Origin of the sequence: Pseudomonas sp. IPO3747, from assembly GCF_013385245.1 — a bacterium.
Lineage (GTDB): Bacteria > Pseudomonadota > Gammaproteobacteria > Pseudomonadales > Pseudomonadaceae > Aquipseudomonas > Aquipseudomonas edaphica.
The window spans coordinates 140,191-152,945 of the sequence record NZ_JACAQL010000009.1 but is presented as its reverse complement, the minus strand read 5'-3'; the positions used below and the strand labels follow the sequence as shown (position 1 = coordinate 152,945).

At 61.2% G+C, this 12,755-nt stretch carries 10 protein-coding genes; 2 read left to right on the top strand and 8 right to left on the bottom strand.

Translation table 11 applies throughout. From position 1 onward, the window contains the following. Positions 1-16 precede the first annotated feature (16 nt). Positions 17-643 carry a bifunctional 2-polyprenyl-6-hydroxyphenol methylase/3-demethylubiquinol 3-O-methyltransferase UbiG gene (locus tag HX790_RS13895; protein ID WP_176991683.1) on the top strand — a complete coding sequence of 209 codons (627 nt, stop codon included), beginning with the start codon at positions 17-19 and terminating at the stop codon, positions 641-643. 115 nt (positions 644-758) lie between these two features. On the opposite strand, the gene HX790_RS13890 is transcribed toward HX790_RS13895, so the two are convergent. From HX790_RS13890 to HX790_RS13875, 4 genes are all read right to left on the bottom strand, one after another. After that, a complete protein-coding gene (locus HX790_RS13890; RefSeq protein WP_176991682.1) occupies positions 759-2,939 on the bottom strand; it encodes a glycoside hydrolase in 2,181 nt (726 codons plus the stop codon). A 115-nt stretch (positions 2,940-3,054) separates the two neighbouring features. Continuing rightward, on the bottom strand, positions 3,055-6,108 hold the full coding sequence (locus tag HX790_RS13885) for an efflux RND transporter permease subunit (protein ID WP_176991681.1): 3,054 nt from the start codon (positions 6,106-6,108) through the stop codon (positions 3,055-3,057). Continuing rightward, positions 6,105-7,175, bottom strand: coding sequence for an efflux RND transporter periplasmic adaptor subunit (locus HX790_RS13880; RefSeq protein ID WP_176991680.1), 1,071 nt, complete (start codon positions 7,173-7,175; stop codon positions 6,105-6,107). Before HX790_RS13880 ends, HX790_RS13885 begins: the two co-directional genes overlap by 4 nt. Then, positions 7,172-8,254, bottom strand: coding sequence for an efflux RND transporter periplasmic adaptor subunit (locus HX790_RS13875; protein WP_176991679.1), 1,083 nt, complete (start codon positions 8,252-8,254; stop codon positions 7,172-7,174). Before HX790_RS13875 ends, HX790_RS13880 begins: the two co-directional genes overlap by 4 nt. A 120-nt stretch (positions 8,255-8,374) precedes the next feature. Here HX790_RS13875 and HX790_RS13870 point away from each other — a divergent pair, with 120 nt between their 5' ends. After that, complete coding sequence (locus HX790_RS13870; RefSeq protein ID WP_176991678.1) at positions 8,375-9,535, top strand: AAA family ATPase; 1,161 nt, start codon at positions 8,375-8,377, stop codon at positions 9,533-9,535. A gap of 116 nt (positions 9,536-9,651) precedes the next feature. Here the strand turns inward: HX790_RS13870 and HX790_RS13865 are convergent, their stop codons facing one another. The 4 genes from HX790_RS13865 to HX790_RS13850 are packed head-to-tail and all read right to left on the bottom strand — an operon-like array spanning position 9,652 to position 12,578. Then, complete coding sequence (locus HX790_RS13865) at positions 9,652-10,503, bottom strand: transporter substrate-binding domain-containing protein (RefSeq protein ID WP_138452525.1); 852 nt, start codon at positions 10,501-10,503, stop codon at positions 9,652-9,654. After that, on the bottom strand, positions 10,500-11,276 hold the full coding sequence (locus HX790_RS13860) for an amino acid ABC transporter ATP-binding protein (RefSeq protein ID WP_017135747.1): 777 nt from the start codon (positions 11,274-11,276) through the stop codon (positions 10,500-10,502). Before HX790_RS13860 ends, HX790_RS13865 begins: the two co-directional genes overlap by 4 nt. Further along, positions 11,273-11,932, bottom strand: a complete 660-nt coding sequence (locus HX790_RS13855) for an amino acid ABC transporter permease (RefSeq protein WP_065930871.1) — start codon at positions 11,930-11,932, stop codon at positions 11,273-11,275. The genes HX790_RS13860 and HX790_RS13855 overlap by 4 nt, the downstream gene beginning before the upstream one ends. Then, a complete protein-coding gene (locus HX790_RS13850; RefSeq protein ID WP_017135749.1) occupies positions 11,913-12,578 on the bottom strand; it encodes an amino acid ABC transporter permease in 666 nt (221 codons plus the stop codon). The genes HX790_RS13855 and HX790_RS13850 overlap by 20 nt, the downstream gene beginning before the upstream one ends. Between the last annotated feature and the right edge of the window lie 177 nt (positions 12,579-12,755).

Below are 12,755 nucleotides of genomic sequence, written 5' to 3'. Positions count from 1 at the left end.
CCCGGTATTACCCGTCATGACCCTAAAGCCCGACGACCTCAACCAGATCACCACCACCACCCTCGGCCACTACAACAAAGTCGCCGAAGACTTCCGCGAAGGCACCCGCGATCACGATGTGAGCCAAAACATCGACGCCCTGCTGCGGCATATCCAGGGCACGCCCCCGTTCACCGTGCTGGATTTCGGCTGCGGCCCTGGGCGGGATTTGCAGACGTTTACGCGCATGGGGCATATCGCCGTCGGGCTGGATGGCTCTGAGCGCTTTGCGCAGATGGCGCGTGAAGACAGTGGTTGTGAAGTGTTGCAGCAGGACTTCCTGAAGCTGGATTTACCCGCCGCGCGCTTTGATGGGGTATTTGCCAATGCGGTGCTGTTTCATATTCCCAAACAGGAGCTGCCTCGGGTGCTCGAGCAGCTGCATGGGGCGCTGAAGCCGGGTGGTGTGTTGTTCAGTTCCAACCCTCGGGGTGAGAATCAGGAAGGCTGGAACGGGCCTCGGTACGGGGCTTATCACGACCTGGAGGCGTGGCGGGATTTGCTGACGGCGGCAGGGTTTGTGGAGTTGGAGCATTACTACCGACCGGCTGGGTTGCCGCGCGAGCAACAGCCTTGGTTGGCGAGTGTTTGGCGCAAGGCCTAGAGATTTGTTGTTTGATCTGACGCTATCGCAGGCAAGCCAGCTCCCACATTCGAAGGTATTCACACATCAAAATGTGGGAGCTGGCTTGCCTGCGATGGCGATTTAAGCAGCGCCGCTATTTCACCTGATACACCACCGGTTTCTCACCCGCCACCAACGCCGTCACACTGCGCCCCACATACCCCGCTTGCTCCTGCACAGAAAAATTCGCCACCAACCTTGTGCCATCGGTAAAGGTAGTCTGTTGCACCTGTTTGTCCGCTGTCAGCCAACGGAAATCGGTCATCGCCTGAGCCGCCAAACGCTGATGCAACGGCCTGAAAAACCGATCCTGATGCTGAATCACCGGCAGCCGCTGCTTAAGCGTCGCATCCGTGAGGTGATACAAAGGCGGCACGTTGTAGAGCAGTTGGGTCAGCTCGTTCTCGGCCTGCACATTGCTCAGCTTCAGGCTGTCGAACAGCCAATGGTGGGTGGTAATCACCGAGCCGTGGAACACCGCCTGATACAGCGGCAGGCGCATGGTCGGGTCGAAGTACAGCGTGCGAAACGGCTCTTTTAACGGCACAGGCTTGAAGAACACTGCCGGCTGCTCCGGCGGGTACCAGTTGCCGACGTAATAGGGGGATTGCTTGTCCTGGGTCATCTGTCGATCGCCCCAGCCGATCACCGGCGTCTGCATGCCGTGGGCGAACAGAGTGCCTTGGGCGGTGCTGGCATTGCCATCTTCGGAACCCGCCGGCAACTTGAGTACCGTGTTGATCCAGCGGGAGGCGTCGATATTGCCTTCGGCGTTCTGCGCCTGAGTCATGGGCGCACTGTCACGGTAGCTGTCGAACACCATGCCGGTGGCGTAGGCATCCAGGAACCAGGCGTTGAAACCGGCCCTGGCCTGCACCGCCTTCACCCGCGCTTCCAGCAAAGGCCGTATACAGCGCGGGTCGATGTAGTGGCCCGATTGCTGGAAGCCGGTTTTCAGCTTGCCGTCCTTGAGCACAATCGCGCAGTCACGGTAGGCCTTGGCGCCCAGGTGCGCGGTGGTCCAGTCCGGGTTTTCGCTGGCGGACAAGGCGGTTTCATAGGAGTCGTAGGGCGCCACCAGGTAACCGGCTGCGACACCGGCGCGAATTGCTTCGGGATGCCACAGGCCACCTTCCCAGCCTTCGCCCAGGGTCAGCAACAGGCGCGGCAGCCCGGCGTCGCGCAGGGATTGAATCGTCTGGTTGCCCCAGGTCTCGGGGGTGCCGGTCAAGGCCCCGGCAAAGTCCTTGGCCAGCTCGCTACGCAGTTCACCATAGCGGGCGGCGAGTCGGGTCATGTCCGGGTCTTCGACTTGCCAAGCCTGCCGCGCTTGCTGATTGATCGCCGCATTCAGGCCCCGCAACAAAACGCCTTGCTCATAACGGTTCAAAGCCTTGGCCTGCGCCAGAACCTGAGTCGCCTCTTTGTCCATCAACCCCTTGAGTGCATGGCCGCGCAAGCGTTTGACCAGCAGCGGCCAATCACGCACATCAGCGGGGGCCAGCAGGCTGTTGCCCCACAGGTAGACATGGCTGGCGCCCAGCAGTTTTTTGGCCTCGGGGGTTTGTTGCAGCTTGTCCGCCAGCGGCTCGTAGCGGCCCTGCTCTACCAGCCATTGGCGATAGCGCTTGGCACCGGCCAATGGGTCGGCGTCACCCAGGTGCAAGCGCAAGGTCATCGGCGCCGTGGGGTCAAGACGGGTAAATTCGTGAGCCACCGAAAGTGCCAGGCCCTGGCCGTCGGCCTGCCATTGCAAGTGGTTGTTGTAGGGGTTGGTCAGCAACCAGCTCAACGTGAAGCGGCCGTGATCCATGCCCCATAACGGCAGGCTGAGGTCCTGGGTAGTATTGAGTTCGCCCTGCTCCAGCAAAAACGCTTTCCACACGGCGTTACCGGCCGGTACGTAATGACCTTCGGCCAAGGGCCAGATCAACCCCTTGCTCATGGCCGCAGCGGGTTGGCGCAGCAGCGGCAGTTCACCCGGCTCGCGGGCGCTGAGGGTCAGGGACAGGTCGCGCTGCTCAAGGCGAGCCGTCAGGCGATAGGCGCCGTTGTCCCACTGCCAGGCAGCCTGCTCGGCACCCGCTTGCATATCACTGACAGCATGGGCAGCCACACCGCTGGACGCCTGCACCGAGGTCTCGCCTGCGGGCGTAACGCGCAGCGCGAGCGTGGCGGGGTCGAGTTCGACACGCCACAGGGCGTTTTCCAACACGGTGCCGGCTAATGCCAGTGGAGATAACAACAGGCTGACAACCAGCAAAAAATGACGCATGGCACGGGCCTTCCAGACAAGATCAGGCCCGGAGGGTAATGCACATAAGCCTCAGCAAGTGTTCGAAAAGTGTTTCAAAGAACCTTCCCACATCCTTGCAGGAAGGCTCCGATGGTCAGGCCTGTTCTTTTTTCGGCTCGCGAATCTTGTACCAAGCCACATACAACGCCGGCAAAAACAGCAGCGTCAGCAAGGTCGCAATGATGATCCCGCCAATCATCGCGTAAGCCATCGGCCCCCAGAACACTTCCCGCGCAATCGGGATCATGCCCAGGCTGGCCGCCGCTGCGGTGAGCAGGATCGGCCGGCGCCGGTGCTCGGTGGCTTCAACCACCGCGTCCCACGCTGTGTAGCCGGCCACTTCATATTCGTGGATCTGCGTTACCAGAATCACCGAGTTGCGGATGATGATGCCGATCAGCGCCAGAATGCCGAGGATCGCCACAAAGCCCATGGGCGTGCCGGTAGGAATCAGCGCCAGCACCACGCCAATAAGGCCCAGCGGCGCGACACTGGCCACCAGGAACATCTTCTGCACGCTGTGCAGCTGGATCATCAGGAACGTCGCCATCAGGAACAGCATCAGCGGCACCACCTTGGCAATCGGGCCTTGGGCCTTGCCGCTTTCTTCGACGGTGCCGCCGGTGGCCACCTTGTAACCCACCGGCAGCCCCGCGCTGAATTTCTCGATGGTCGGCGCCAGCTGTTTGACCAGGTCCGTGGGCTGCATCTCATCGCGCACCGAGGCCTTGATGGTGATCGTCGGCTTGCGGTCGCGACGCCATACCAGCGGCTGCTCCAACTCATAACGCACGGTGGCGAAGGCCAGCAGCGGAATCGAGGTGCCGTTGGGTGTGACGATCTGCAGGTTCTGCAAGGTTTCCGGCGTACCGCGCTCGGCATCTTCGGCGCGGCCGACCACGTTGATCAGGTAGATATCGTCGTGTACCTGGGTCACCGAAGCGCCGCTGACCACGCTGTTCATCAACTGCGCCACGTCTTCCGACGACAGCCCGAGTTGGCGCGCCTTGTCCTGGGCGATGTCCACGCGCAGCACTTTGCCGGGCTCGTTCCAGTCGTAGATGATCTCGCCCAGGTGGCTGTTTTTATCCAGCAAGGTCGCCAGTTCGATGGCGTGTTTGCGCACCTGATCAATGTCTTTGCCCGACACCCGATACTGGATCGGCCGCCCCACCGGCGGGCCCATTTCCAGCGGCTGCACATAACTGCCGATGCCGACAAAATCATCGCGCAGGCGCTTTTGCAGGCGTGCAATTAACGCACCGCGCTCTTCCAGGCCTTTGCTCACGATGACCAACTGCGCGTAGTAGGGGTTTTCCAGTTGCTGGTCCAGGGGCAGGTAGAAACGAATCGCACCCTGGCCAATGTAGGTGCTCCAGCGCGCAATGTCCGGGTCGTCCTTGATGATCGCTTCAAGGCGGTCGACGGCCTTGCGCGTCTCATTGATCGAGGCGTTTTGCGGCAGGTTGAGGTCGACGAGGATTTCCGGGCGGTCCGAGGACGGGAAGAACTGGTTCTGCACAAATTGCATCGAAAACACCGAGGCTACAAACAGGCCCACGGTGATGCCGATGGCCCACCAGCGGTTGCGCATGGCCCAGAGCATGCCGCCGTTGAAGGCGCGGCCGATGCGCCCAGGCTCAGCGTCATGCGGTTTTACCTTGGCGCTGAGGATATGCACGCCGATCACCGGCGCAAACAGCACCGCCACCACCCACGACACCAGCATGGCCACGGCAATCACCGCAAACAGGGTGAAGGTGTACTCACCCGCCGAACTGGCGTTGAGGCCAATCGGCACAAAGCCGGCGACGGTCACCAGCGTACCGGTGAGCATCGGGAAAGCCGTCGAGGTGTAGGCGTAGGTCGCCGCCTGCTCCTTGGTTTCGCCTTTTTCCAGGCGCGTGATCATCATCTCGACGGTGATCATCGCGTCGTCCACCAACAGGCCGAGGGCGATGATCAACGCGCCCAGCGACACCCGCTGCATGGTGATGCCGCTGTATTCCATGAACACGAACACCAGCGCCAGCACCAGTGGAATCGAGCACGCCACCACCAGGCCGGCACGCATGCCAAGGCTGATAAAGCTCACCACCAACACGATGATCACCGCTTCAAACAAGGCGCTGGTAAAGCCGCCGACGGCTTCTTCCACCACTTCGGCCTGGTCGGAAACCTTATGCACGCCGACGCCCACTGGCAGGTCGGCGGTCAGTTCGTCCATGCGCGTGTGCAGGGCCTTGCCGAAGGATTGGATATTGCCGCCCTTCTGCATGGCGATGGCCAAGCCAATCGCCTGTTTGCCGTTGAAACGGAACATCGGCCGCGCCGGGTCGACGTAGCCACGGCTGATATCGGCAATGTCCGCCAACCGGTAGAAACGGTCATTGAGCCGCAGGTTGACGTTGGCCAGGTCTTTCTCCGAGGCGAATTGCCCGGACGTGCGCACCGAAATCCGTTCCGGCCCGGCCTCGATCACCCCGGCAGGCGTCACGGCGTTCTGTGATTGCAGGCTTTGCACCACTTGGCGTTGATCAATGCCCAACGCGGCGAGTTTGCGCGTGGAGAAGTTCAGGTAAATCACTTCGTCCTGCTGGCCGATCATCTCGACCTTGCCCAGCCCCGGCACCGAACGAATTTCGGCACGCACCTGCTCCACATAGTCACGCAGTTGGCGCATCGACAGGCCGTCGCCGGTAAAGGCGTAGACCGAGCCGAACACATCACCGAACTCATCGTTGAACGACGGCCCCTGCAAACCCTGGGGGAAGGTGCCGCGAATATCGTCGATCTTCTTGCGCACCTGGTACCAGATCTCCGGGATGGCCTTGGCGCTGGTGGTGTCCTTGAGGAAGACGAATACCGTGGATTCACCCGGCCGCGTGTAGCTCTTCACGTAGTCAAGGGAGTCGAGTTCTTCGAGTTTTTTCTCGATGCGGTCGGTGACCTGCTTGAGGGTTTCTTCCTGGGTCGCGCCCGGCCAGCGGGTCTGGATCACCATGGTCTTGATGGTGAACGACGGGTCTTCCTCGCGGCCCAGGTTCATGTAGGAGAACACGCCCATCAGCAGCGCGACGAACATCAAGTACCAGACGAAGGACTGATGCTTAAGGGCCCAGTCGGATAAGTTGAAGCTCCCTTTCATCGCGGGCTGTCCTCGTCGATTTTGACTTTTTGCCCGGGTTTCAGGCTGTTCACTCCAGCGGTGACGATGCGTTCGCCGGGTTTGACGCCGCCGTTGAGCAAGGCGCTGTTGGCATCACGGCTGATCACCGTGACGTCACGCGGCAGCACGGTCTGGCTCTGGGTGTCGAGCAACCAGATACGGGTTTTGCCGTCGGCTTCCTGCAAGGCGGTCAGCGGTACTTCGATACGCGGTGCAATGGCCGTGCTCAGGGTCACGCTGATGGCGGTGCCGAGGCGGAACGCAGGTGGCGTCTCGGCCAGGGTCAGGCGCGCGCGGCGGGTGCGCGTGGCGCTTTGGGCCTGGGGTTCGATCTCGCGCACGATGGCGGTGGTGTTGACGCTGGGGTCGAGCTGCCCGGCGACCAGGAATACCACGTCCGGCGGCAGGCGCTCGGCAAGCCCGGCGGGCAGGTCGATCACCGCTTCCTTGATGTCCGGGCGCGCCAGGGTCACCACTTGCTGGCCGGCGCTGACCACTTGTCCGGCCTCGGCATTCCAGGCGGTGACGATCCCGGCGTGGTCGGTGCGCAGTTCGGCGTAGTTGAGTTGGTCTTTAGCCTGGTTGACCGAGGCTTTGGCTTGATCAAGGGTCGCCTGGGTGGTTTTCAAGTCGGTCTGCGCCACATCCAGCTGGGCCTGGGCACCGACGCCGCGATTGAACAGTTCCTGCTGGCGCCGGGCGTTGGCCTGGGCATTGATGAACTGCGCCTGCACGCGGGCCAGGTCGCCTTGGGCGGCGCGCAACTGGTTTTGCTGGTCGGTGGGGTCGAGCACCGCGAGCAAGGCGCCCTTCTCCACTTCGGCGCCGACATCCACGGCGCGGCGGGCGATACGGCCAGGCACGCGGAAACCCAGGTTGCTTTCGTAGCGGGCCTGGATGGTGCCGGCGAAGCGGCCGAGGTTTTCCTGGTCTTCGGACTTCACTTGCATGGACAGCACCGGGCGCACGGGATCGGGCGGCGTTTCCTCTTTGGAACAAGCGACCAGCAACAGGCTGGCGGCAAGCAATGCCGTCAGGCGCTTCATGGCTGGACTCCTTGCTGGGCGATCTCGACGATCATGCCCGGGTGCAGCAATTGCCCGCCGGCCACCACGACTTTTTCACCGCCTTTAAGGCCGTCGCCAATAATCACTTTGCCGGTCAGATAGCGCGCTACCTTGACTTTGTGCAGTTGCGCCTTGCCGTCGCCGTCAATCAGCCACACGGCGGGTTCGTTGAGGTCTTTGGTCAGCGCCGACCACGGCAACTCCACACTGGCCTTGGCCGGGCCATTGGCCGTGGCACTGACCACTGAGCCCAGTTGCATGCCTTTAGGCAGCGATTGCAGGGCGATTTTCACTTGCACGGTGCCGGTATTGGCCGCCACGGCGGGCGTGACTTCGCGCACTTTACCCACGGCCTTGATGCTCGGGTTATCCAGCAGGCTCACGGTGATCGGCGCATCGGGCGGCGGCTCCACCAGCAAGGATTCATAGACATTGAACACCGCATCGCGCTCGCCATCGGTGGCCAGGCTGAAAATCGGCACGGTGGCCTGCACCACCTGGCCGACTTCGGCCTGGCGTGCAGTGATCACGCCAGGTGCATCGGCGACCAGCGCGGTATAGCCGAGTTGTTCGCGGGCATTGGCCAATTGGGCTTGGGCGGCAGCCAGAGCGCTCTGGCTGCTACGCAGCGCGGCTTGGGCGGCGTCGTATTCGCTGCGGCTGGTGTAGCCCTTGGGCAGGAGCTTTTCCTGGCGTACGAAGGCGGCGGCGGTTTGCTTGACCCGCGCCTGCTCGGCCACGACCTGGGCCTGGGCGGAATCGACGTTGGTCTGCAAGTCTTTGGGGTCAAGTTTGGCCAGCACTTGCTTGGCGGTCACGCGGTCGCCCACGTCGACCATGCGCTGGATAATCTTGCCGCCCACGCGAAAGGACAAATCGGTTTGCACGCGGGCCTGGATATCGCCGGTCAGGGTCACGGCGGCGGCAAAATCCGCAGGTTGCACGGCCTGCACAAACACCCGCGAATGTTCCTTGGGTTCGGACTTTTCCTGGCCGCAACCGCTCAGCAGCGTCAGCAGGCCAAATCCGAAAATACAGGTGTAAATACGACCGCCCATGCAGGCTCCTTTTGCGTGACGCGATGTGACAGTGAGTATGCGACTGTGAGCTTAGATCAGGGTTCCTTATCTGCATTGAGCATCCCATACTCCAAGGGTTCCCACGCCGGCTAAATACACATGCTCAAAACCCTCGCGGTGGCCAACTACCGCTCGATCAATAAATTGGTGGTGCCACTGGACCGGTTGAACCTGGTCACCGGCCCCAATGGCAGCGGCAAGTCCAACCTGTACCGTGCCCTGCGCTTGCTGGCGGAGACGGCCCAGGGCGGAGTGATCAATGCACTGGCGCGTGAGGGTGGGCTGGATTCGACCTTCTGGGCCGGGCCTGAGAACGTCAGCCGACGCATGCGCAATGGCGAGGTGGCGGTTGAGCCGACCGTGCGCCAGGGCGTCAAACGCCTGCGCCTGGGGTTTGCCGCTGAGGACTTCAGCTACGCAATCTCCCTTGGGTTGCCGGAAAAGACCCTGTCCGCGTTCCAACTGGACCCGGAGGTAAAGAAAGAATGCATCTGGGCCGGTCACATCTACCGCCCGGCCAGCCTGCTGGTGCAGCGGTCCGGGCCGATGGTGCGCGCACGCGATGGCCGCGCCTGGGACGTATTGACCCAGCACACACCCAACTACCACAGCCTGTTCGATCAGGTCGGCAGCCTGCGCGGCTCGCCGGAAGTGTTGCTGCTGCGCGAAAGCATTCGTGGCTGGCGCTTTTATGATCATTTTCGCAGTGATGTGGATGCCCCCGTGCGCCAGCCGCAACTGGGCACGCGCACACCGGTACTGCATCACGATGGGCGCGACTTGGCTGCGGCATTGCAGACCATCCGCGAAATCGGCGACACCGAGGCGTTGCAGCGCGCAGTCAGTGATGCCTTCCCCGGCGCACGGCTGAATATCGAGCCGTTGCAAGGTGGGCGTTTTGCAATTGAGTTTTATCAGGAAGGTTTGCTGCGGCCATTGTCGGCAGCGGAATTGTCAGACGGCACCTTGCGCTACCTGCTGCTGATCGCGGCACTGCTGACACCACGGCCGCCGACCATGATGGTACTGAACGAACCGGAAACCAGCCTGCACCCGGATTTATTACCGGCGTTGGCACGTTTGATTATCCAGGCCTCGAAGCAGTGCCAGGTGTGGGTGGTGTCGCATGCCAGCCGCTTGATCGCGGCGTTGCAGCAGGATGAGCAATGCAATTGCATCGTGCTGGAGAAGGTGCTGGGGCAGACTCAGATTGTGGGCCAAGGGATTCTGGATGGGCCGGCCTGGCATTGGCCGGAATAAGAGATGACTGGGCCGGCCTCATCGCGGGCAAGCCCGCTCCCACATTTTGATTTGCGAACACATTCAGAGGTGGGAGCTGGCTTGCCTGCGATAGCGGTAGAGCAGTCAGCACACAATCAGCCCTGCCACTTCCCGCCTTCAACAATCACACTCTCAGGCTTGGTGTCATCGCTCAGCTCTTTACGCACATACTGGTCATACAGCTTGAGCAAAAACTTCTCCTCACCCAACTTCGCCAGCTCCGCGTTCACCCAGTCGCGCAGTTCGATATTGCCCTTCTTCACCGCCGGTGCAATCGGCGCTTCATCGCCGAGTTTCTCTTCCAGCACGCGGTAGCCAGGGTTCTGCTTGGCCCAGCTGAACAGCACCAGGTTGTCTTGCGCGTAGGCATCGCCACGCCCGGCCGACAGGGCTTGCAGTGACTCGGAGTTTTTCTCGAACTTGAGCAGTTTCCAGTCCGGGTGGTTCTTGGTCAGCCAGATATCGGCGGTGGTGCCGGTGGTGACGATGATGGTGCGGGTCGCCAGGTCATCCAGGCTTTTCACCGCGCTGTCATTCGGCACCAGCGCCTGCACAGCGACCTTCAAGTTGGGGTTGGTAAAGTCCACCGCTTCCTTGCGCTCCGGCGTCACGGTCATGTTGGCGAGGATCAGGTCGACCTTGTCGCTTTGCAGGAACGGAATACGGCTGGCCGGCTCGACGGCTACGAACTCAACCTTGTTTTCATCGCCCAACAGGTCCTTGGCGAATTGGCGGCCAATGTCGGTATCAAACCCCACATAGCGGCCCGCTTCGTTGACGAAACCAAACGGTGGTTTGTCGGTAAACACGCCGACGATCAGCTTGTCGCGTGCTTTGATCTTGTCGATGTAGCTGGCAGCAGCGACGGGTTTGGCAGGCTCTTCGGCCTTTTTATCGCAGCCGGCCAGCAAGGCAACGGCAAACAGTGGCAGCAGTAGTTTTTTCATATCAGCTCCAATTCCTTGGTCTTTTTGGGCAGTGTTGAAACAAAGGAGAACTTCTCCAGGAACTGCTGCGCGCGTGCGGTTTGCGGGTTCGTAAAGAATGCCTCGGGGGTGTTGTGCTCGAGGATGCGACCGGCCTCCATGAACACCACGCGGTCAGCGACGGCTCGGGCGAAGGCCATTTCATGGGTGACAATCAACAGGGTCATGCCATCGCGGGCCAGGCCTTGAATCACTTCCAGCACTTCCTTGACCATCTCCGGGTCGAGGGCGGCGGTGACTTCATCAAACAGCATGACCTGCGGGTTCATGCACAGCGAACGGACGATGGCGATGCGTTGCTGCTGGCCGCCGGAGAGCTGTCGCGGGAAGGCGTCGCGCTTGTCGGCAAGTCCCACACGCTCCAGCAGGTTCTCTGCTTGCTCACGGGCTTCACGCGGGTCGCGCTTTTGCACCTTCAGCGGGCCGAGCAGGATATTGTCGAGCACGCTCATGTGCGGGAACAGGTGGTAGCTCTGGAACACCATGCCCACGTCCTGACGCACCTGGCGCCAGTCGGTGTGTTTGTCCAGTAACTCCTTGCCGGCAAAACGCAGGCTGCCGCTGTGGGCGACTTCCAAGCCGTTAAGGCAGCGCAGCAATGTGCTTTTGCCGCAGCCGCTGGGGCCGAGGATCACCACCACTTCGCCACTCTGCACGCTCAGGTCGATGCCCTTGAGCACCTGCGCCTCGCCGAAAAATTTGTTGAAACCCTGGAACTCGATCAATGCGCTCATGCCTGGCCCCAGCGCCGTTCCAGCACCTTGGAGGCGGCCGACAACGGGTAGCAGATAAAGAAGAAAAACAGGAACAGCACGCCGTAGATCAATACCGACTCGTAGGTGCGCTCGATGATTTGCTGGCCGACCTTGATCACATCCACCACGCCGATCAGCACCGCCAGCGAGCTGGTCTTGATGATGCGCGTATAGACGTTGATGGTCGGCGGCGTCATGCGTTTGAGGGCTTGGGGCAGCAGTACGTAGCCGTACAGTTGCGGGTCGGATAAACCAATCGACAACCCCGCCTCGCGCTGGCCGCGTGGCAGCGAATGCAGCGCGCCACGCACCACTTCGCCCACCTCGCTGGCGCCCCATAGCGACAGCACCAGTACCGCGCACCAGAAGCTTGGAATGCTCAGGCCAAAGAAAATCGGCAGCCCGAAAAACAGCAGGTACAACCACACCAGCACCGGGATCGCGCGAAACAGCTCGAGATAAACCCGCAGCACCGCGTTAATCACCTTGTTATTCAAGGTGCGCAATACGCCATACAACACGCCGCCGACAGTGCTGAAGGCGATGCTCAAAAATGAAATCGACAGGGTTTGCGCCGCGCCCTTGCCCAATTGCGGCAACGACACCCACAACAACTCAAGACCCGAACTGGCCATGCTGGAGCCTCCTTTCCAGACGGCTGAGCAGCAGCGACAGCGGCAAGAACAGCAACACGCAAATCAGCGTCAGCACGGCGAGCATTTCGTAGGTCTTGTAGTAGAGCGCGATGTAGCTCTTGGTGGTGTAGAGAATCTCCGGCACCGCCACGGCGGACACCACGGTGGTCTCTTTGAGCAAAAAGATGAAATTGGCAAACAGCGCCGGCAGGCTGAGGATACTGGCCTGGGGCAGGATCACATGACGCAGCAATTGCCAGTCCGACAGGCCGATGGACTTGCCCGACTCGATCTGCGCCAGCGGCACCGCTTCCACGCCGGCGCGCAGCACTTCGGTGAGGTAGGCGCCGCCGAGGAAGGTCATGGTGATGATCGCCGCCCAGAACCCGGAGATATTGAAGCCCAGGGCCGGCAGTGCGAAGTACACGAAAAACAGTTGGATCAGCAGCGGTGTATTACGCGCCAGTTCCACATACAGCGCCACCAGGCGCGACAGGTAGGGCGTGCGAAACACCAGCAGTGCGGCGTTGATCAGCGCCACCAGCAGGGAGGTGGCAATGGCGATCAAACCCACTTGCAGCGTGACCCCCACGGCTTTGAGAAACGCCGGCAAGGTGCTGAGGATAAAAGCAAAATCGAAGGTCATCTTGAGTCCATGACGCCGCAGGGGTAATGCGGCGGGCGCTGTCCGTTCCGGCATGGGTAACGCCGGGTAGCGCGAACTTTAAAGGCATAAAAAGTAAAATTTAAATACCCAAATAGAATATTGATATCACCCAAAAAGATAACCCGCGGATTCGCGGGTTTGGCGGGCTGCGGCTAT

What these genes read in the sequence shown, in the direction of transcription:
- HX790_RS13860 (WP_017135747.1), bottom strand. Translation starts at nt 11,276, where the DNA reads ATGAGCGCATTGATCGAGTTCCAGGGTTTCAACAAATTTTTCGGCGAG.
- HX790_RS13855 (WP_065930871.1), bottom strand. Translation starts at nt 11,932, where the DNA reads ATGGCCAGTTCGGGTCTTGAGTTGTTGTGGGTGTCGTTGCCGCAATTG.
- HX790_RS13850 (WP_017135749.1), bottom strand. Translation starts at nt 12,578, where the DNA reads ATGACCTTCGATTTTGCTTTTATCCTCAGCACCTTGCCGGCGTTTCTC.
- HX790_RS13880 (WP_176991680.1), bottom strand. Translation starts at nt 7,175, where the DNA reads ATGAAGCGCCTGACGGCATTGCTTGCCGCCAGCCTGTTGCTGGTCGCT.
- HX790_RS13895 (WP_176991683.1), top strand. Translation starts at nt 17, where the DNA reads ATGACCCTAAAGCCCGACGACCTCAACCAGATCACCACCACCACCCTC.
- HX790_RS13870 (WP_176991678.1), top strand. Translation starts at nt 8,375, where the DNA reads ATGCTCAAAACCCTCGCGGTGGCCAACTACCGCTCGATCAATAAATTG.
- HX790_RS13890 (WP_176991682.1), bottom strand. Translation starts at nt 2,939, where the DNA reads ATGCGTCATTTTTTGCTGGTTGTCAGCCTGTTGTTATCTCCACTGGCA.
- HX790_RS13865 (WP_138452525.1), bottom strand. Translation starts at nt 10,503, where the DNA reads ATGAAAAAACTACTGCTGCCACTGTTTGCCGTTGCCTTGCTGGCCGGC.
- HX790_RS13885 (WP_176991681.1), bottom strand. Translation starts at nt 6,108, where the DNA reads ATGAAAGGGAGCTTCAACTTATCCGACTGGGCCCTTAAGCATCAGTCC.
- HX790_RS13875 (WP_176991679.1), bottom strand. Translation starts at nt 8,254, where the DNA reads ATGGGCGGTCGTATTTACACCTGTATTTTCGGATTTGGCCTGCTGACG.